This is a genomic window from Pseudomonas sp. H1_D04 (genome assembly GCF_054683855.1).
The window spans coordinates 3,507,378-3,527,950 of record NZ_CP162826.1; the positions used below are offsets into that span (position 1 = coordinate 3,507,378).

General features: G+C 59.3%; 18 protein-coding genes. 12 read left to right on the forward strand and 6 right to left on the reverse strand.

The genetic code is table 11. From position 1 onward, the window contains the following. Positions 1–99: 99 nt before the first annotated feature. The 5 genes from AB4N82_RS16220 to AB4N82_RS16240 form a co-directional block, all read right to left on the reverse strand. The gene (locus tag AB4N82_RS16220; RefSeq protein WP_032890991.1) at positions 100–1,443 is read right to left on the reverse strand and encodes an imelysin family protein; all 1,344 of its coding nucleotides are present in this window, start codon (positions 1,441–1,443) and stop codon (positions 100–102) included. Between the two features lie 126 nt (positions 1,444–1,569). Continuing rightward, a complete protein-coding gene (locus AB4N82_RS16225; RefSeq protein ID WP_460102200.1) occupies positions 1,570–3,621 on the reverse strand; it encodes a putative bifunctional diguanylate cyclase/phosphodiesterase in 2,052 nt (683 codons plus the stop codon). A 513-nt stretch (positions 3,622–4,134) separates the two neighbouring features. Beyond that, a complete protein-coding gene (locus AB4N82_RS16230) occupies positions 4,135–4,731 on the reverse strand; it encodes a superoxide dismutase (RefSeq protein WP_032862548.1) in 597 nt (198 codons plus the stop codon). 177 nt (positions 4,732–4,908) lie between these two features. Further along, complete coding sequence (locus AB4N82_RS16235) at positions 4,909–5,511, reverse strand: LysE/ArgO family amino acid transporter (RefSeq protein ID WP_032890993.1); 603 nt, start codon at positions 5,509–5,511, stop codon at positions 4,909–4,911. A 5-nt stretch (positions 5,512–5,516) separates the two neighbouring features. Further along, positions 5,517–5,918, reverse strand: a complete 402-nt coding sequence (locus AB4N82_RS16240; RefSeq protein ID WP_032890994.1) for an ACT domain-containing protein — start codon at positions 5,916–5,918, stop codon at positions 5,517–5,519. 97 nt (positions 5,919–6,015) lie between these two features. Here AB4N82_RS16240 and AB4N82_RS16245 point away from each other — a divergent pair, with 97 nt between their 5' ends. The 10 genes from AB4N82_RS16245 (at position 6,016) to AB4N82_RS16290 (ending at position 17,200) form a co-directional block, all read left to right on the forward strand. Continuing rightward, entirely contained in the window at positions 6,016–6,909 is an 894-nt protein-coding gene (locus AB4N82_RS16245; RefSeq protein ID WP_032890995.1) for a LysR family transcriptional regulator ArgP, read from the forward strand. A 52-nt stretch (positions 6,910–6,961) separates the two neighbouring features. Continuing rightward, complete coding sequence (locus tag AB4N82_RS16250; protein ID WP_032890997.1) at positions 6,962–7,960, forward strand: NAD-dependent epimerase/dehydratase family protein; 999 nt, start codon at positions 6,962–6,964, stop codon at positions 7,958–7,960. A 126-nt stretch (positions 7,961–8,086) separates the two neighbouring features. Continuing rightward, complete coding sequence (locus tag AB4N82_RS16255; RefSeq protein WP_032890998.1) at positions 8,087–8,932, forward strand: ATPase; 846 nt, start codon at positions 8,087–8,089, stop codon at positions 8,930–8,932. Positions 8,933–9,182: 250 nt separating this feature from the next. After that, positions 9,183–10,442 carry a D-mannose isomerase gene (locus AB4N82_RS16260; protein WP_122763783.1) on the forward strand — a complete coding sequence of 420 codons (1,260 nt, stop codon included), beginning with the start codon at positions 9,183–9,185 and terminating at the stop codon, positions 10,440–10,442. 104 nt (positions 10,443–10,546) lie between these two features. Next, positions 10,547–11,833, forward strand: a complete 1,287-nt coding sequence (locus AB4N82_RS16265) for an ABC transporter substrate-binding protein (protein ID WP_032891000.1) — start codon at positions 10,547–10,549, stop codon at positions 11,831–11,833. Positions 11,834–11,913: 80 nt separating this feature from the next. Beyond that, positions 11,914–12,822, forward strand: coding sequence for a carbohydrate ABC transporter permease (locus tag AB4N82_RS16270; RefSeq protein ID WP_003175732.1), 909 nt, complete (start codon positions 11,914–11,916; stop codon positions 12,820–12,822). Continuing rightward, a complete protein-coding gene (locus AB4N82_RS16275) occupies positions 12,815–13,660 on the forward strand; it encodes a carbohydrate ABC transporter permease (RefSeq protein WP_032891002.1) in 846 nt (281 codons plus the stop codon). Before AB4N82_RS16270 ends, AB4N82_RS16275 begins: the two co-directional genes overlap by 8 nt. Positions 13,661–13,662: 2 nt before the next feature. Continuing rightward, complete coding sequence (locus AB4N82_RS16280; protein ID WP_032891003.1) at positions 13,663–14,823, forward strand: ABC transporter ATP-binding protein; 1,161 nt, start codon at positions 13,663–13,665, stop codon at positions 14,821–14,823. 85 nt (positions 14,824–14,908) lie between these two features. Continuing rightward, positions 14,909–16,255: a carbohydrate porin gene (locus tag AB4N82_RS16285; RefSeq protein WP_099602787.1), complete on the forward strand. Its 1,347-nt coding sequence runs from the start codon at positions 14,909–14,911 to the stop codon at positions 16,253–16,255. Between the two features lie 99 nt (positions 16,256–16,354). Continuing rightward, positions 16,355–17,200 carry a D-hexose-6-phosphate mutarotase gene (locus AB4N82_RS16290; RefSeq protein WP_032891005.1) on the forward strand — a complete coding sequence of 282 codons (846 nt, stop codon included), beginning with the start codon at positions 16,355–16,357 and terminating at the stop codon, positions 17,198–17,200. 122 nt (positions 17,201–17,322) lie between these two features. On the opposite strand, the gene AB4N82_RS16295 is transcribed toward AB4N82_RS16290, so the two are convergent. Continuing rightward, a complete protein-coding gene (locus tag AB4N82_RS16295) occupies positions 17,323–18,183 on the reverse strand; it encodes a MurR/RpiR family transcriptional regulator (protein WP_169851198.1) in 861 nt (286 codons plus the stop codon). Between the two features lie 219 nt (positions 18,184–18,402). On the opposite strand from AB4N82_RS16295, the gene zwf reads away from it, so the two are divergent. Both zwf and pgl read left to right on the forward strand, forming a co-directional pair. Further along, complete coding sequence (zwf, locus tag AB4N82_RS16300; RefSeq protein WP_032891006.1) at positions 18,403–19,869, forward strand: glucose-6-phosphate dehydrogenase; 1,467 nt, start codon at positions 18,403–18,405, stop codon at positions 19,867–19,869. Beyond that, complete coding sequence (pgl, locus tag AB4N82_RS16305) at positions 19,856–20,569, forward strand: 6-phosphogluconolactonase (RefSeq protein WP_122763782.1); 714 nt, start codon at positions 19,856–19,858, stop codon at positions 20,567–20,569. The genes zwf and pgl overlap by 14 nt, the downstream gene beginning before the upstream one ends. Positions 20,570–20,573: the final 4 nt, after the last annotated feature.

Below are 20,573 nucleotides of genomic sequence, written 5' to 3' on the forward strand. Positions count from 1 at the left end.
CAAGCCCCCTCCCGCATTGGTTCCTGGGTGGTGGTACTGCTGTGAAAGGCAGGTAAAAAAAAGGCGACCCGAAGGTCGCCTCATTCAACACGGCACTGATCAGAACTCGTGATCAGCGTTATCCGGGTTCAGGTCGCTGATGCCCAGCTTGCCCGCTGCGGCTTCGATCGAACCGGTCTGCTTGACCAGCGAAGCAATCGCGTCGCGCACGATTTGGTTGCCTGCGTCGTTGCCGGCCGCGATCAACTGGTCGTAGTGCTCACCTTTGTTGGCATGATCAACGATGACCTGCATCTTGGCTTCGGTCGCAGCCAGGTCGGCCTTCAGAGCGGTGTCGGCAGCCGGATCGGCCTTGGCTACCAGGGACGAGAGGCTCGCGCCGGTCATCTTGGTGCCGTCGACGCGGGTGTATTCGCCCAAGTAGACGTTGCGGATGCCCTTGGCGTCGTAGAACTGCGAGTTGTGGGTGTTATCGCTGAAGCAATCGTGTTCGTCTTCCGGCGAGTTGGCTTCCAGGGAAACCTTCATGCGCTCACCGGCCAGCTCGCCCAGGGACAGGCTGCCCATGCCGAACAGCATTTTGCGCAGGCCGTCGGTGGCAGGTTCTGCCTCCAGGGTGGCGCGGTAGTTGTCTTCGACGTTGGGTTTCCAGTTGCCGACCATTTCCTGCAGGTCGCTGACCAGCAATTGGGTCACGGCGCTGAGGTAGGCACGACGACGCTCGTTGTGGCCGCCAGTGGCGCCATCACCGGTCAGGTAGTCCGAGGCAGGACGGTTGCCAGCGCCAGGGCCGGTGCCGTTCAGGTCTTGGCCCCAGAGCAGGAATTCGATGGCGTGGTAGCCGGTGGCGACGTTGGCTTCGGAACCTCCCAGCTCGTTAAGACTGGCGAGTTTTTCCGGGGTGATGTCCTTCACGTCGATCTTGTCTTCGCCGACCTGGATCTCGGTGTTGGCGATGATGTTGGCAGTGGCGCCAGGGTTACCCAGGGCGTGCTCGTAGGATTTGTCGACGTAGTCGATCAGGCCTTCGTCCAGGGGCCAGGCGTTAACCTGACCTTCCCAATCATCAATGATGGTGTTGCCGAAGCGAAACACTTCGCTCTGCAGGTACGGCACGCGCGCTGCAACCCAAGCGGCACGGGCGGCTTTCAGGGTTTCGTCGTTAGGCTTGGCGAGGAAGGCGTCGATCGCGGTTTGCAGGGTTTTTGCGGTGGATTCGGCATCGCTGTACACCGCGAAGACCATATCGGCGTAATGCGCGACAACGGCCTTGGCAGCCGCTTCGTCGACCTGACCGGCAGGAGTGGCAGCCGCTGGAGCGGTGGTGCTGGCGGCCGGGGTCGGCGCCTGGGGCGCTGCGGCCTTGTCTTTACCTTCGCCGCAACCGGCGAGAGAAATGGCAATGGCCAGCAGACTGGCGGTGGCCAGGGGCATACGAATCATGGCGAACATCCTGCTTCGGTTGTTAATAGGGCACGCGGGGGCGCGCAAAACTGCAACATAATGCGAAAGATTTGCATTTTGTGTAAAGGGTTAAACGCGGGAAATATTCAGTATCGTTTTGCCACGTCAGAGAATGGCTGCGTTATTACTCTCAGCCTGCTTCAGAAAAACTGCCAGCTCCCGTGCCTGCAAGGGTTTGCTGTAGTAGTAGCCCTGACCTTCATGACAGCCCTCAGAGATGATGTAGGCCTCTTGCTCGGCGGTTTCCACGCCTTCAGCGATGACCTGCATGCCCAGGCTTTTGCCCAGTTGGATAATCGCCCGCACGATGGTGGCATCGTCGTCGTCGTCCAGCAGGTCTTGGACGAAGCTTTTGTCGATCTTGATCTTGTCCAGCGGCAGGCTCTTGAGATAGCTGAGCGATGAATAGCCGGTGCCAAAGTCATCGATGGCGATCAACGCCCCGGAGCGGCGCAGGCTCAGCAGGTGTTGGGCGGCGGTGCTGATGTCTTCCATCAGCCCGGTTTCGGTAACTTCCAACTCCAGGCTGCGCGGCGGTAAACGGTAAATCTGCATCAGGTTATTGACCACCCGCGGCAATTCGGCGTGGTGTAACTGCACGGTGGACAGGTTGACCGCCATGCGCAGGTCGATGAAACCCTGGTCATGCCATTCGCGCAATTGCCGGCAAGCCTGGTCCAGCACCCATTCGCCGATCGCAATAATGGTGCCGTTCTGTTCGGCCAGCGGGATAAACAGGTCCGGCGGCACCAAGCCGTGTTCTGGATGTTGCCAGCGGATGAGCGCTTCCACACCGACCACATGCTGGTCGCGATAGCTGATCTGCGGTTGGTACACCAGGTGAAACTGGTCACGTCCCAGGGCGTCCCGCAGGTCTTTCTCCAACTCACGGCGACGGCGCATCTCGCTGTCGACGCTGGCGATATAAAACTGATACCGGTTGCGCGAACGGCTCTTGGCCAGGGTCATGGTCTGTTCGGCTTTTTGCAGCAGCTTCTCGGTGCTGTCGCCGTCTTCGGGGAACAGGGTGATGCCGATGGTGGCGCGCAGGCGAATCTGTTCGTGGTCGAGGGCGAATTCCCCTTCCAGATCGTCGAGGATACTTTGCGCCAGTTCGGCGGCTTCATAAGGCTGTTCGATATCGGCCTGTACCAGGGCGAACTGGTCACCCCCCAAGCGGGCGAGCGCGCCGAGGCGGCCGCTGTGGGCCCGCAGACGGTCGGCCAGGGCGAGTAGCAATTTATCGCCGGCCTGGTAGGTGAACTGCTCGTTTACGCTTTTAAAATCATCCAGCCCCACGCACAACACCGCTACGCGGCGCTGACGGCGGCCGGCGTCGATCAGGATCTTGTCCAGTTGCTCCTGCAGTTTCTGGCGATTCGGCAGGCCGGTCAGGAAATCATACTGGGCCATGCGCAGCAGGCTGCTTTCTGCTTCGTGGCGCAGATGGGTATTACGTTCGATAGATTCGAGTAACTGATTGGCGGTATTGATCCACAACCCTAATTCGTTGCGTTCATGGCCCTTGAGCTGCGGGATCTTGTGTTCGCTGGGGCGGTCCGGGTTGATCGACGTCAGGTGCCCGATAATCCGCGACAGCGGCTTGGTCAGCAGCCAGTGATACACCAAGTACAACACCAGGCCCATGGCCAATGCGCGTAATACCCCGGAAATAAAGATGATCACTGAGCTGACAATAAAGCCTTTGCCATAGGTGGCGGTGTCGAGGGTGATGCTCAGGTCGCCGTAGTACTCGCTGTAGGGGCCTTTGCCGACCAATGCGGTGGTGAACGTGCGCTCCTGTCCCAGAATCAGGTCGGTCAACCAGCGGCTGGAGGAATGCTGCAAAGCGCGGCTTTTTTCCGCGAGCATGGTTTCGTTGGGATGGCCGATGGAGGCCATGCGCACGGCATCGTCCTGAAACAGGCCTTCAATCACCTGCATACCCATCTCGCGGTCCAGGCTGTAGACAGCCTGGGTCGAGGGGTCGCGGAACATGTCGAGGATGCGCTGGGCATCTTCGGCCACGGCCTGGCGCGTCTTGTAGGCATCGAAAACGATCTGCGCCACGCTCAGCGCAACGCCCACGATCAATGCCGACAGCAGCACAACCCGTAGCAACTTCACCGACAAGCTGTTTTTGAGTTCCAGCTTCAAAGGGGCATTCCTTGTCTCATGCGGGTGGCCTTCAATATGCCATGAGTATTGGCAATCTAGTGATGGCAGTCAAAGGAACATTGCAGGGAGAAGGGGATGGATGTTTTGTTCGGGCAGGGGGCAGGAAAACGGCGGATTTGATCCGCCGTTATTTGTTACGCGTGCGAGTGCGAAGGGGCGTCAGCGGGTGGCGGATTAAAACTCAATCTTTGGCGGGGCTGGTGGCTGTTGATCCGCCCCTAACTGAGGGGCCTTGGCGCCCAATATGTCCTTAACCACATCCATCCCTATTTCCGCCGCTTTACCCAGGACAGGCAAGAGCGCGGAGGCTGCGCCGCCGATCATCGACATTGGATTCATCATTGATTCTCCGACATTGAATGAGAGGTGTATTCCTCTCACCGGTTGGGTGGCGTATTCCTCTTATTGAGTTCCGCACTTCCCGGTCGGTCCAGAGTCGACGCCCACAAAAAAGCCCGGCAATCGCCGGGCTCTTTCTACTGCAAGGGTTGCTTAGGCAGTGAAGGTCTTGCCTTCGAACTGCTCAGCCACGAACTTCCAGTTGACCAGGTTCCAGAACGCTTCCACATACTTTGGACGTACGTTGCGGTAGTCGATGTAGTAGGCGTGTTCCCAAACGTCGCAGGTCAGCAGCGGGGTGTCGCCGCTGGTCAGCGGGTTGCCGGCGCCGATGGTGCTGGCCAGGGCGAGGGAACCGTCAGCCTTTTTCACCAGCCAGCCCCAACCGGAACCGAAGGTGCCGACGGACGTCTTGGTGAACTCTTCCTTGAACTTGTCGAACGAACCGAACGCAGTGTTGATGGCTTCAGCCAGCGCGCCGGTTGGTTGGCCGCCGGCGTTTGGCGCCAGGCAGTTCCAGTAGAAAGTGTGGTTCCAGACCTGAGCGGCGTTGTTGAAGATGCCGCCCGAAGAAGATTTGACGATCTCTTCCAGAGTCTTGCCTTCGAACTCGGTGCCAGGCACCAGGTTGTTCAGGTTCACGACGTAGGTGTTGTGGTGCTTGTCGTGGTGGAACTCCAAGGTTTCCTTGGAGATGTGCGGCTGCAGGGCATCGTGTGCGTAGGGCAGCGGCGGCAATTCGAAAGCCATGATGATTCTCCTAATCAGGTCAGTTGCGGTGAGCGCAAGGCCGATCACGGGCGGCCAAACAAGCGCCGGGGAGTTTGTACTCTTTGCGGCGCAGGGGCAGGATCATAGCACCGGGGGTGCGGCAAAACCACGCAACAACTGTGTGGGATAGAGGTTCCAGAGCCTTTTGGAATAAGTTCATGGCGCGCTTATTAATTGGTAAGCCACGCTGAACATCATCACTGCCACCACCAAGTCCAGCAGCCGCCATGTGGCCGGGCGTGCGAGCCAGGGGGCCAGCCACGCGGCGCCGAGTGCCAGGGTGGCAAACCACAGGAATGATGCACTTGCGGCCCCTGCTACGTAGGCGCCAGGTTCGGTCTGTTGCGCGCCGAGTGAGCCGATCAGCAGCACCGTGTCCAAGTAAACGTGAGGGTTGAGCAGTGTCACCGCCAAGGCACTGAGCATCACCGCGCGCAACGAGCGCACTTTGAGGTTGCCGCCTTGTTCCAGGCTCTGTGTCGAGAACGCCCGACGCAGTGCCAGGGTGCCGTACCACAACAGGAAGGCCGCGCCGCCCCAGCGGGCAACTGCCAACAGCAGCGGGTTCTGCGCAAGGACCGTGGCCAGGCCGAACACCCCGGCCGCCACCAGTAGCGCATCACACACCACGCACAACGCCGCCACCGGCAGGTGATGTTCACGGCGCAGGCTTTGCGCCAATACAAAAGCGTTCTGCGTACCGATGGCCATGATCAGGCCCAGCGCCACCAACAGCCCATTCAGATAGCTTTGCCACATAGGGTTTACTCCGAGTCCGTAGCCAGTTGCCGCAACACATGCATCGCGCGTTCTGCATCGGCCCGGCCGACAAATAGATGGTCGTGGTAGTAGCCGGCAATCACGTTACAACTGATCCCAGCCTTGCCCAGCGCACTGGCGAAGGCGGCCGTCAGGCCAACGGCTTCCAGGGCTGAATGCACATTCAGGGTGATCCAGGCGGCTACGTAATCGAAGGCCAACCCAGCGTGTTCGGCTTGCTGGCGTTCCAGGATCAGCGTCAGGCCTTCCTGTTCACGGAAGCTGCCGATCACCTCGCATCCTGCCGGGATGTTGTGATCGGGCAGGGTGCAGAACACGTAATCACCGTCATTGAGGTGAGGGCTCATACTGCGCAACAGGGTTGCCAGGGCGGTTTCGCCAGCCATGTGAGATTCCTTGATAGAGGTAAGCAATGCTGGTCATTCTCACGGGCTTACCTGTATAAGAAAAACCAATACTGCTGATCGCTCATTAGAGAAACTGATGTTCGACTATAAATTGCTTTCCGCCCTGGCGGCGGTGGTGGAACAGGCTGGCTTTGAACGAGGCGCCCAAGTGCTGGGGCTGTCGCAATCGGCGATTTCCCAGCGCATCAAATTATTGGAGGCGCGCATCGGCCAGCCGGTGCTGGTGCGCGCCTCACCGCCGACGCCGACCGATATTGGCCGACGTCTGCTTAACCATGTGCAGCAGGTGCGCTTGCTGGAGCGCGATCTGCAAAGCCAGGTGCCCGCGCTGGACGAAGAAGGCATGCCCGAACGCCTGCGCATCGCCCTCAATGCCGACAGCCTTGCCACGTGGTGGGCTGAGGCCGTCAGTGACTTCTGCGCCGAACAGCATTTGCTGCTGGATCTGATTGTGGAAGACCAGACCGTTGGTCTCAAACGCATGCGCGCCGGTGAAGTGGCTGCGTGTATCTGCGCCAGCGAACGTCCGGTGGCCGGCGCCCGCAGTCTGTTGTTGGGCGCCATGCGCTATCGGGCCCTCGCCAGCCCGGCCTTTATTGCCCGTCACTTTCCACAGGGAGTGCGCGCCGATCAACTGGCCCGCACACCAGCGCTGGTGTTTGGTCCGGATGACTTCCTACAGCACCGCTACCTGGCATCCCTCGGCGTGGACGGTGGTTTCGAACACCACTTATGCCCATCGTCCGAAGGCTTTATCCGCCTGGCGGAATCCGGGCTTGGCTGGGGGTTGGTGCCTGAACTGCAGGTGCGCGACCAGCTGGAAAAGGGTGTGCTGGTGGAGTTATTGCCAGATAAGCCCATCGATGTGCCGTTGTACTGGCATCATTGGCGCAGTGGCGGGCAGTTGTTGGGCCTGCTGACCGATCACTTGGCCCACGCATGTGGCCAATGGTTGGTGCCGTTGGACTGAGAGCGGTCGTCAAGGCAACAGCGATGAAAAACGAAAGAACACGGGGTAATACATGAAGATTCTGGTCACCGGCGCAAGCGGCTTCATCGGCGGGCGCTTTGCGCGTTTCGCCCTGGAGCAGGGCCTGGACGTGCGGGTCAACGGGCGGCGCGCCGAGGGTGTGGAACACCTGGTACGGCGCGGCGCCGAGTTTATCCAGGGTGATCTGAACGACGCCGACCTGGTGCGCGACCTGTGCCGCGATGTCGAAGCCGTGGTGCACTGCGCGGGTGCGGTGGGACTGTGGGGGCGTTACCAGGACTTTCACCAGGGCAACGTGCTGGTCACCGAAAACGTCGTTGAAGCCTGCCTTAAACAGCGGGTTGGGCGCCTGGTGCACCTGTCGTCGCCTTCGATTTATTTTGATGGCCGCGATCATCTGGGCCTGACTGAAGAACAAGTGCCAAAACGCTTCAAACATCCCTACGCTGCGACTAAATACCTGGCGGAACAAAAGGTTTTCGGTGCCCAGGAGTTCGGCCTTGAAGTGCTCGCCCTGCGCCCGCGTTTCGTTACTGGTGCCGGGGACATGAGCATTTTCCCGCGCTTGCTGAAAATGCAGCGCAAGAAGCGCCTGGCGATCGTCGGCGACGGCCTGAACAAGGTCGACTTCACAAGTATCCATAACCTCAACGAAGCCCTGCTCAGCAGTTTGCTGGCCCCCGGTTCGGCGTTGGGGCGGGCCTACAACATCAGCAACGGCGCGCCAGTGCCGGTGTGGGATGTGGTGAACTACGTGATGCGCCAAATGGAACTGCCCCAGGTCACCCGGTATCGGTCCTACGGCTTGTCCTACAGCGTGGCGGCGCTGAACGAGGCAGTCTGCGCACTGTGGCCCGGGCGCCCCGAGCCGGCGTTGACGCGTCTGGGCATGCAGGTGATGAACAAAGATTTCACCCTCGACATCAGCCGCGCCAGGCATTATTTGGATTACGAGCCGAAGGTCAGCCTGTGGACCGCCCTCGACGAGTTCTGCAGTTGGTGGAAGGCGCAGGATCCGGGGCTCAAATAAGGTCACACCAGGCAACACATCGGGAACCGAATTCAGGGTTCCGGGTCGATCAGTGCGACGGGGCTGGGGTTTATACTCCCGTCGCTCGGCCACCAGCCAGCTAACTCACCGATTCAGGGTTGATTCATGCGTAACGATGCTAAAGACGATTTCGACAACGTTCCCAGCCTGCGGGCCGATCATGGGGATGACGATGATTTCGAACCTTCCCCGGCCACCTCGGTGCGTTCGCGCAACGTGCCGGTCGTCAAGGTCAAGGGCGCCAGCACCGGCCCGCTGTGGGCATTGATCGGCGCGCTGCTGATCGCCTTTGCCGGCCTGGCCTGGTGGAGCTTCCAGCAGATATCCCTGATGGGCCAGCAGTTGGTTGCCACCCAGGAAAGTTTTGCGCGGATCAGCGAAGAAGCGGCGGGGCGCCTGCAGGATATCTCCGGCAAAGTGGTAGCCAGCGAAGCCAGCGTGAACAACGGCAGCGAAGCATTGAAACTGCAGATCAAGCAGTTGGAAAGCCAACTGCTGGAGCAGGGCAAGCAGCAACTCGGCGTAGCCGGCCAGGCCACCGAACTGGACAAGCGTCTCGCACAAATGACGTCCAGCACCAACGAGCTGTCGAGCGCCAATGCCAAGCTGCAAGGTCAGGTGCAGGCCCTGACCGACGCCGTAGCCAGCCTCAAGGCTGCGCAAGGTGATGCAGGCAAGCGCGACGGTGAGATAAAAGAGTTGGTCGCCGACGTTGCCGCGCTGAAAAAACAAGGCAACCCAAGCGCCGCCATCGCCCGTCTTGAGCAGGATTTGGTTGTGCTCAAAAGTGCGCAGGACAACCAGCCGGCCAATAACGATGCGCCGACCAATAAAGAGTTCGATGTGTTCCGCATCCAGACCACCCGCAATATCACTACCCTGCAAAGCCAGGTGCAGAACCTGCAACAACAGCTCAACGCACCGGCGAAGATCACCCCTCTGGGTCAATGACCAAAACCAGCCTTAATGTGGGAGGGGGTTTGGTCCCGATGGCGGTGGATCAGTCAATAGATGTAACGACTGACACTCTGCTATCGGGAGCAAGCCCCCTCTTACATTTGGATTGGTTGCTTAGGGTGGAATAATGCTCACCTATAACATTGTCACTGCTTGGTGACATTTACCTTCCCCTTCGTTACTTGCCCTCATCTCGCCCTTGTTTAGACTCCGGTCACCCCACAAAAAATAATAAGGGCCACCCATGACTACGCAACGACTGCCTGCCAGCAGTTGGCTGAACGCACCTGCCCATCACGCTTGGCTCGCCGCCGAAGGGCAGCGCTTGCTGGCATTCGCCAAGGCCTCGCGTCTGCCTGAAGGTTTTGGCAACCTCGACGAAAAAGGCCAACTGCCAGCCAATGCCCACGCCGAAACCATGAATACCGCACGCATGACCCACAGCTTCGCCATGGCCCATGCCATGGGCTTGCCGGGCTATGCCGAACTGGTTGAGCACGGTGTTGCGGCCCTCAGTGGCCCTTTGCGTGATAGCAAACACGGCGGTTGGTTCGCCACGCCTCAGGCCTTCGATGGCAATACCGGCAAGGCCGCCTACCTGCATGCTTTCGTCGCCCTGGCAGCCAGTTCTGCCGTGGTGGCGGGCGCGCCTGGTGCGCAAAACCTGCTCAATGATGCGACCCACATCATCGACCAGTTTTTCTGGAGCGAAGACGAGGGCGTTATGCTCGAATCCTTTGCTCAGGATTGGAGCGGCGTCGAAGCCTATCGCGGCGCCAACAGCAATATGCACGCGACCGAAGCCTTCCTTGCCTTGGCCGATGTGACGGGCGATACCCGCTGGCTGGACCGTGCACTGCGTATAGTCGAGCGCGTGATCCACACCCACGCCGCCGGTAACCAGTTTATGGTCATCGAGCATTTCGACCCGCACTGGCGCCCGTTGCTGAACTACAACGAAGACAACCGCGCCGACGGCTTCCGCCCCTACGGCATCACCCCAGGTCACGGTTTTGAATGGGCGCGGCTGGTGCTGCACCTCGAGGCCGCACGCCTGCAAGCGGGGCTGGCCACGCCGGATTGGCTGGTGAGCGACGCCAAAGGCTTGTTCGCCAGCGCCTGCGAATACGCCTGGGCCGTGGATGGCGCCCCCGGCATCGTTTACACCCTGGACTGGAACCACCAGCCGGTGGTGCGCGAACGCTTGCATTGGACACACGCCGAAGCCTGCGCCGCAGCCCAAGCCTTGCTTAAACGTACTGGCGAACTGCATTACGAAACCTGGTATCGGCGCTTCTGGGAGTTCTGCGAAACCCACTTTATCGACCGCATCCACGGCAGTTGGCACCACGAGCTCAACCCGCATAACCAGCCCAGCAGCACTATCTGGGGTGGCAAGCCGGACCTGTACCATGCCTGGCAAGCGGTGGTGCTGCCTGCACTGCCCTTGGCACCGAGCATGACCAGCGCATTAAGCGCTGGGCGCTATGTCACCAACTGGTGACATTTGTGCGTCCCTTTGTTACCCGCGCTCGAAAAAACCATGTTTAAACTCCGTGCAGCGCAAGCTCTAGACTTGCATGCATAACAACAAGAAAAGGTATTCAGATGAACGCGATTAATCGCCTCGCCGTAGCTATTTCCGTTGCCTCGTTGTTTCCCCTCAGTGCATTTGCCGCCGACTCCAAAGGTACGGTTGAAGTTGTGCATTGGTGGACCTCGGGTGGCGAAAAAGCGGCTGTAGATGTCCTGAAGGCCCAAGTCGAGAAAGACGGCTTCACCTGGAAAGACGGTGCCGTTGCAGGCGGCGGTGGCGCCACTGCCATGACCGTGCTCAAAAGCCGCGCGGTCGCCGGTAACCCTCCCGGCGTTGCCCAGATCAAAGGCCCCGATATCCAGGAATGGGCGTCCACTGGCCTGCTCGACACTGACGTGCTCAAAGACGTCGCCAAAGAAGAAAAATGGGACTCCCTGCTCGACAAGAAAGTCTCCGACACCGTGAAGTACGACGGTGACTACGTCGCCGTGCCGGTCAACATTCACCGTGTGAACTGGCTGTGGATCAACCCGGAAGTCTTCAAGAAAGCCGGTATCACCAAGAACCCAACCACCCTCGAAGAATTCTACGCAGCCGGCGACAAGCTCAAAGCTGCGGGCTTTATTCCGCTCGCCCACGGTGGCCAGCCTTGGCAGGACAGCACCGTGTTCGAAGCGGTCGTGCTCTCGGTGATGGGTGCCGATGGCTACAAGAAAGCCTTGGTTGACCTGGATAACGCCGCGCTGACCGGCCCGGAAATGGTCAAGTCCCTCACCGAGCTTAAGAAAGTCGCGACCTACATGGACGTCGATGGCAAAGGCCAGGACTGGAACCTCGAAGCCGGCAAAGTCATCAACGGCAAGGCCGGTATGCAGATCATGGGTGACTGGGCCAAGTCCGAATGGACTGCCGCCAAGAAAGTCGCCGGTAAAGACTACGAGTGCGTAGCCTTCCCGGGCACCGACAAAGCCTTCACTTACAACATCGACTCCCTGGCGGTGTTCAAGCAGAAAGACAAAGGCACCGCTGCCGGTCAGCAGGACATCGCCAAAGTCGTGCTGGGTGAAAACTTCCAGAAAGTGTTCAGCATCAACAAGGGTTCGATCCCTGTTCGTACTGACATGCTCAATGAAATGGACAAACTCGGCTTCGACTCCTGCGCCCAGACCGCTGCCAAAGACTTCCTGGCAGACGCCAAGTCTGGCGGCCTGCAGCCAAGCATGGCGCACAACATGGCCACCACACTGGCCGTGCAAGGCGCGTTCTTTGATGTCGTGACCAACTTCATCAACGACCCGAAAGCAGACCCGGCCGACACCGCCAAGAAACTCGGCGCTGCGATCAAGTCAGCCAAGTAAAAGCTGACCTTGTGAGGGGGACCCCTAACCCCTCACAAGGCCTGTTCCTGTAGTCCTTTTTCCCTGTATTGGATTTCCCCATGAGTTCTGTTGCTGTGTTCAGCAAAGCCTCGCCGTTCGATGCACTGCAGCGCTGGCTACCCAAACTGGTGCTGGCGCCCAGCATGTTCATCGTCTTGGTGGGCTTCTACGGCTACATCCTGTGGACGTTTGTGCTGTCGTTCACCACATCCACGTTCCTGCCAAGCTACAAATGGGCGGGTCTGGCGCAGTACGAGCGTTTATTCGACAACGATCGCTGGTGGGTGGCGAGCAAGAACCTGGCGCTGTTTGGCGGCATGTTTATCGGCATCACCTTGGTGATCGGCGTGACGCTGGCGATTTTCCTTGACCAGAAAATCCGCCGCGAAGGCTTCATTCGCACCATTTACCTGTACCCGATGGCGCTCTCGATGATCGTCACCGGTACCGCCTGGAAATGGCTGCTCAACCCGGGCATGGGCCTGGACAAACTCCTGCGTGACTGGGGCTGGGAAGGCTTCCGTCTCGATTGGCTGATCGACCCGGATCGTGTGGTCTATTGCCTGGTAATCGCTGCTGTGTGGCAAGCCTCCGGATTCATCATGGCGATGTTCCTCGCCGGTTTGCGTGGCGTTGATCAATCGATCATCCGCGCCGCGCAAATCGACGGCGCGAGCCTGCCGCGCATCTACTGGAGCGTGGTGCTGCCGAGCCTGCGTCCGGTGTTCTTCAGTGCGGTGATGATCCTGGCGCACATTGCCATCAAGAGCTTCGACCTGGTAGCGGCGATGACCGCTGGAGGTCCGGGCTACTCGTCCGACCTGCCAGCGATGTTCATGTATTCGTTCACCTTCAGCCGTGGCCAGATGGGCATGGGGTCGGCGAGTGCAATCCTGATGCTCGGTGCGATCCTCGCGATCATCGTGCCTTACCTCTACTCCGAGCTGAGGACCAAACGTAATGACTAGTCTCGCCTCTAAGCCGTCCATCAGCCTGAGCCGCATCGCGATTTACGCGGTGCTGATCCTCGCCGTGCTGCTGTACTTGGTGCCGCTGGTGGTGATGCTGCTCACCAGCTTCAAGACCCCGGAAGACATCACCAACGGCAACCTGCTGAGCTGGCCCACCGTGGTCACCGGCATCGGCTGGGTCAAGGCCTGGGACACCGTCGATGGTTACTTCTGGAACTCGATCAAGATCACCGTTCCGGCTGTGCTCATTTCCACCGCCATCGGCGCATTGAACGGTTATGTGCTGTCGTTCTGGCGCTTCCGTGGCTCGCAGCTGTTCTTCGGTCTGCTGTTGTTCGGCTGCTTCCTGCCGTTCCAGACCGTGCTGCTGCCCGCGTCGTTCACCCTCGGCAAGATGGGCCTGGCCAGCACCACCACAGGCTTGGTGTTCATCCATGTGGTCTACGGCCTGGCGTTCACCACGCTGTTCTTCCGTAACTACTACGTGAGCATTCCGGATGCGCTGATCAAGGCTGCGCGCCTGGACGGTGCAGGATTCTTCACCATCTTCCGTCAGATCATTCTGCCGATGTCGACGCCGATCATCATGGTCTGCCTGATCTGGCAGTTCACTCAGATCTGGAACGACTTCCTGTTCGGCGTGGTGTTCTCCAGTGGCGACTCCCAGCCCATCACGGTGGCGCTGAACAACCTGGTCAACACGAGCACCGGGGCCAAGGAATATAACGTGGATATGGCGGCGGCGATGATCGCCGGGCTGCCGACCCTGCTGGTCTATGTGATCGCAGGCAAGTATTTCGTGCGCGGCCTGACGGCCGGCGCGGTCAAGGGGTAATCATGGCTACGCTTGAACTTCGCAATGTAAACAAGACCTATGGCGCCGGCCTGCCCGACACCTTGAAGAACATCGAACTGTCGATCAAGGAAGGTGAATTCCTGATCCTGGTCGGCCCTTCGGGTTGCGGTAAATCCACGCTGATGAACTGCATCGCCGGCCTTGAGACCATCACCGGCGGTGCGATCATGATCGGTGATCAGGATGTGAGCGGCATGAGCCCCAAGGATCGCGACATCGCCATGGTGTTCCAGTCCTACGCGCTGTACCCGACCATGAGCGTGCGCGAGAACATCGAGTTTGGCCTGAAGATCCGCAAGATGCCGCAAGCCGACATCGACGCCGAAGTGGCGCGCGTGGCCAAGCTGCTGCAAATCGAACACCTGCTTAACCGTAAGCCGGGCCAACTCTCCGGCGGCCAGCAACAGCGCGTGGCCATGGGCCGTGCCCTGGCGCGTCGGCCGAAGATCTACCTGTTCGACGAACCGCTGTCCAACCTCGACGCCAAGCTGCGCGTCGAGATGCGCACCGAAATGAAACTGATGCACCAGCGTCTGAAAACCACCACCGTCTACGTGACCCACGACCAGATCGAAGCCATGACCCTGGGCGACAAAGTGGCGGTGATGAAGGACGGCATCATCCAGCAGTTCGGCACGCCGAAGGAGATCTACAACAACCCGGCCAACCAGTTCGTGGCGAGCTTCATTGGTTCGCCACCGATGAACTTCGTACCTCTGCGCCTGCAACGTAAGGACGGTCGCCTGGTGGCACTGCTCGACAGCGGCCAGGCCCGTTGTGAGCTGGCGCTGAACGTGACGGATGCGGGTCTTGAAGACCGCGACGTGATCCTGGGCCTGCGCCCGGAGCAGATCATGTTGGCGACAGGCGAGGGCGACAGCGCATCGAGCATTCGTGCCGAAGTTCAGGTCACCGAGCCAACCGGACCGGACACCCTGGTGTTCGTGCAACTCAATGACACCAAGGTCTGCTGCCGCCTGGCGCCCGACGTGGCACCCCAGGTGGGCGAGACCCTGACCCTGCAATTCGATCCGGCCAAGGTGTTGCTGTTCGACGCCAAGACGGGGGAGCGTCTGGGCACTGCTGCCTCAGTGCCGACACAGGGACATGCCGATAACGTGGCTCAGTTCAAGGGCCGCTGAACGATATAAGTCGTTGTTTTAGTTAAAAAATGTAACCCGCGTTAGATAAAAACAGTTTAATAACAATAAAGACGAGGATGTAGGGATGAAAAAGCAACACAACAACACTCGGCTGATCTGCCAACTGTCAGCAGCAGCAGCCCTGGTATTGTCCGCCAATGCGATGGCGGCCGATGCATTCAGCGCCGATTCCAAGTGGATGACCGGCGATTGGGGCGGCGAGCGTACCAAGCTGATCGAGCAAGGTATCGATATCAAGGCCGACTACGTTGGGGAGATGGGCGCCAACCTGCATGGTGGCTACAACGACGACAAGACTGGTCGTTACTCCGACCAGTTTGGTTTGGGCGTAGCACTGGATCTGCAAAAGCTGTGGGGCTGGGATAACACTCAGGCCAAGATCCAGTTGACCAACCGTAATGGCCAGAACATCTCCAACGACCGCATTGGCGATCCGCGTGCCAGCACGCTGAGCTCGTCGATGGAAGTCTACGGTCGTGGCCACATGGTGCGTCTGACCCAGTTCTGGATTCAACACCAGATGTTCGACAACAAGCTGGACGTGAAGCTCGGTTACTTCGGTGAAGGCGAAGACTTCAACACCTTCCCATGCGACTTCCAGAACCTGTCGTTCTGCGGCTCGCAAGTCGGTAACTACGTGAACACTTGGTACAACTGGCCTGTCAGCCAGGCGGCCATTCGCGTCAAGTACAACATCACGCCTGAGTTGTACGCGCAGATCGGTGCATACAACCAGAACCCATCGCAGCTTGAGCACGGCAATGGCTTCAAGCTCAGCGGCAGTGGCACCAAGGGCACCGTGATTCCGGTGGAATTGGTCTGGTCGCCGAAAGTTAACAACCTGCCGGGCGAATACCGTGTGGGTTACTACAAGAGCGCGGCTGATGCACCGGACGTGCGTGAAGACGTCAACGGCGGCAATGCGGTCCTCACTGGCGCAGACTTCCGTACCCGCAGCAGCAAGAAAGGCTACTGGTTCGTTGCACAACAGCAGCTCACTACGCACAACGGCGATGCTTCGCGCGGCCTGAACATCGCAGCGAACGCCACCTTCCACGACAAGGAAACCAACCTGGTCGACAACTACCAGTCCTTGATGCTGGTGTACAAAGGTCCATTCGACGCGCGTCCAAAAGATGACGTCGGCATTGGTGCTGCTCGTCTGCACGTCAACAATGATGTGAAGAAGAACGCTGAGCTGCTGAACGCCGATAATGGCGTAAGTGACTATGACAGTGCGCAGTACACGCCGATTCGCGAGACCGAGTACAACTTCGAAATCAACTACGGCTTCCACGTCACCAACTGGCTGACCGTGCGTCCCAACCTGCAATACGTTGTCCAACCGGGCGGCGTGGATAAAGTCGACAACGCGTTGGTGGCTGGCCTGAAAATTCAGTCTACGTTCTAACGTTGTTGCGATAAGCTCCTTCTCTCTGTGCGCATTTGCGGGTAGCCATGGCTATCCGCTTTTTTTTGGGTGGCACTGTGATATTCGGGACCGTGGCACATGCATGAGCATCCGCTGCAACGCTTTTTCAAATCCTTGCGCGAGCGTCCAGTGTTCGCCTGGGAGCGCTTTCAGATGCGCGATGTGTTGGTGATTGACCATCCGCTGTGTCAGGCGGTGTTCAGCCGGCAGGGCGCGCAACTGTTGCATTTCCAACCCCGTGGCCAGAAACCCTGGTTGTGGTGCGCGGCCAAGTGGCCGCAAGTCGGCGCCATCCGTGGTGGCGTGCCGGTGTGCTGGCCGTGGTACGGCCGTCACCCGAGCGAGAACGCGTGGCCATCCCATGGCTGGGCGCGATTGATCGACTGGAAACTGCTCGACAGCAGCACCGACGACGACGGCGTACGCCTGCACTGGCAATTGCAGTTGTGCGACTGGCAGGTCGACCTGCACGCGCACCTGGGTGAAACCCTGGAACTGCGCCTGAGCACCGAGCATCAAGACGAGCTCCCATGCCAGTTGAGCCATGCTTTGCACGCTTACTGGCGTATTGGTCACGTCGACGAGATAGCGCTGTCTGGGCTCGACGGCGCCCAAGGTTATGACCAGCTCAATCGTCAGGCTTGCCAGCAGGAAGGCGAGTTGCGGGTGGACGGTGGGTGCCAGCGGGTGTTCCAGCACGAGGGTGAACTGCAGCTCAAGGATCACGCCTGGCAGCGTGAACTGTGTATCGACACTGGCGACAGTGCGGACACCGTGGTGTGGCATCCAGGCAGCCGGCCGTTGCTGGGGGTCAGTTTTAACGAGGCGTCGGGGTTTGTGTGCGTGGAGTCGGCGATGGCTGGCGCAAGTCTGGCGCCGGGGGAGCGGGCGCATCTCAGCTTGCAGGCGCGGGCTGGGGTTTAGCGGTGTGGCTGATGGCCCTATCGGGGGAAAGCCCCCTCCCACAGTTTGATTTGTGAATACATTTCAAATGTGGGAGGGGGCTTGCCCCCGATGAGGCCAGTGAAGCCAACACACAGACTGGCTTAGTTGAACTCATCCCCAACCGGATACCGGCTGTCATTCAAACTCTCTTTGATCTTGCGCAGATGCGGCTGGAAATCCACGCCGCGGCGCAACGTCATACCGGTGGCCAGCACATCCAGCACCGTCAGCTGAATGATCCGCGAGGTCATCGGCATATAGATGTCGGTGTCTTCCGGCAGCGGAATGTTCAGGCTCACGGTACTGGCCTTTGCCAGCGGTGAATTCTCGGCAGTCACGCCCAGCACCGACGCGCCGTTTTCCCGTGCGATACGCGCTACTTCCACCAACTCGCGGGTACGCCCGGTGTAGGAAATAATCACGAACAGCTCGCCGGTGTGCGCCACTGAGGCGATCATGCGTTGCATCAGCACGTCGGCGTGGGCGGTCACCGACAGGTTGAAGCGGAAAAACTTGTGCAGCGCATCCATGGCCACCGGCGCAGACGCGCCCAGGCCGAAGAAGTGGATCTGCCGCGCCTGGATCAACAAGTCCACGGCCTTGCTGATCAGGTTCGGGTCCAAGGCCTGGCAGGCGCTGTCCAGGGACGCAATGGCGCTGCCAAAGATCTTCTGGGTGTAGGCCTCGGGGTTATCATCGGCCTCCACGGCACGGCTGACATAAGCTGCGCCACTGGCCAGGCTTTGCGCCAACTGCAATTTGAGTTCAGGGTAACCGCTGACGCCGAACGAACGGCAGAAACGGTTGACCGTCGGTTCACTGACCGAAGCGGCCTGGGCAAGGGCGGCAATAGAGAAGCGGGTCGCCTGCTGCGGGTTGAGCAGGATGACCTCGGCGACTTTTTTCTCAGCCTTGTTCAATTCTTCGAGGCGGTTCCGGATCTGTTCCAGAAGATTTCGCACGCGGTCCATTCAGTCTTTCCTTCGGGCGACGATGCAAATAAAGGGCGGCAGCCAATCGACGAGTGGCTTTTCGCGGTGGCCTATCCTACTGAGGGTAGCTGAACACCACCACTCGGAATGCGTATTTCGGGAGAATGTTGTGGTTATTACTACATTTTTCCTTGAGTGATGCCTTGAAAAAAGGTATTTGTAGCTTAACTTGATAAAAGAACAAACATCATGCCTTCGATAACCGTAGAACCCTGCACCTTTGCCCTGTTTGGCGCCTTGGGTGATCTGGCGCTGCGCAAGTTATTTCCTGCCCTCTATCAACTTGATGGCGCTGGGCTGCTGCACGACGATACGCGCATCCTGGCCCTGGCCCGTGAAGCCGGTTCCGAGCAGCAGCACCTGGCTCATATCGAAAAAGAACTGCGTAAATATGTCGGCAACGAACTGGACGAAAGCATCGCCCAGCGTTTCCTGGCGCGCCTGACTTACGTCCACGTCGACTTCATGAAGGCCGACGACTACGTGGCCCTGGCTGAACTGGCGGGTACCGAGCAACGCCTGATCGCTTATTTCGCCACCCCGGCCGCAGTGTACGGCGCGATCTGCGAGAACCTGTCCAAGGTCGGCCTGGCGGAAAACACCCGCGTGGTGTTGGAAAAACCCATCGGTTCGGACCTGGAGTCCTCGCGCAAGGTCAACGATGCCGTGGCGCAGTTTTTCCCGGAAAACCGCACCTACCGTATCGACCACTACCTGGGCAAAGAGACCGTCCAGAACCTGATCGCCCTGCGTTTTGCCAACAGCCTGTTCGAAACCCAGTGGAACCAGAACTACATCTCCCACGTGGAAATCACCGTGGCCGAGCAAGTCGGTATCGAAGGCCGTTGGGGCTACTTCGATAAGGCAGGCCAGTTGCGGGACATGATTCAGAACCACCTGCTGCAACTGCTTTGCCTGATCGCCATGGACCCGCCGGCCGATTTGTCCGCCGACAGCATCCGTGACGAGAAGGTCAAGGTGCTCAAGGCCCTGGCGCCGATCAGCCCGGATGGCCTGACCACTCAGGTTGTACGTGGCCAGTACATCGCCGGCTACAGCGCCGGTAAAGCGGTGCCGGGTTACCTGGAAGAAGAGAATTCCAACACCCAGAGCGACACCGAAACGTTCGTCGCACTGCGGGCCGATATTCGTAACTGGCGTTGGGCCGGGGTGCCGTTCTATCTGCGCACCGGCAAGCGCATGCCGCAGAAGCTGTCGCAGATCGTCATCCATTTCAAGGAACCGTCTCACTACATCTTCGCCCCCGAGCAGCGCTTGCAGATCAGCAACAAACTGATCATCCGCTTGCAGCCGGACGAAGGGATTTCCCTGCGTGTGATGACCAAGGAGCAGGGCCTGGACAAGGGCATGCAACTGCGTAGCGGGCCTCTGCAACTGAATTTTTCCGACACCTATCGCAGCGCGCGCATCCCCGATGCCTACGAGCGTTTGTTGTTGGAAGTGATGCGCGGCAATCAGAACCTGTTTGTCCGTAAAGATGAAATCGAAGCCGCGTGGAAGTGGTGTGACCAGTTGATCGCCGGGTGGAAAAAATCCGGTGATGCGCCCAAGCCGTATGCGGCGGGGTCCTGGGGGCCGATGAGCTCCATTGCACTGATCACGCGGGATGGGAGGTCTTGGTATGGCGATATCTGAATTGAAACTGCCTCGTGGCGTAACTGCCCATGAGTACCGCACGCCAGTGCAACTGGCGGACGGCCTGGCCAATGACGTGGCAGAGCAACTGCGCAGGGCCATCAGTGCCCGTGGCGAAGCGACCCTGGTTGTGTCCGGTGGCCGCAGCCCTGTGGCGTTTTTCCAGAACTTGGCCAAGCAAGGCCTGGACTGGTCCAAGGTCACGATTACCCTGGCCGACGAGCGCTGGGTGCCGGTGGAACATGCCGACAGCAATGCTGGCTTGTTGAAACAGCATCTGTTGCAAGGCCCGGCCGCCAAGGCCAAGTTTTTGAGTCTGTACAGCGCCGCCGCCAATCTAGAAGACGCTGCCGAGCAGGCCGATCGCCTGCTGGCCGAGTTGCCAGCCATTGATGTGCTGGTACTGGGCATGGGCGATGACGGTCACACCGCATCGCTGTTTCCCAACAGTCCGAACCTCGCCGAAGCGTTGCAGACCGACGGTACCCGCCGTTGCTGGCCGATGCTGGCGCCGACCGTGCCGCACCAGCGCCTGACCATGAGTCGCGCGTTGCTGGCCACGGCCAACTACACCGTGCTGTCGATTTCCGGCAGTTCGAAATTGACCACCTTGAGCGCCGCCCTGGCCAGTGACGACGTTGCTGCCATGCCGATTCGCGCGTTTTTGCAACCTACTTTAGAGATTTACTGGTGCCCATGAGCCA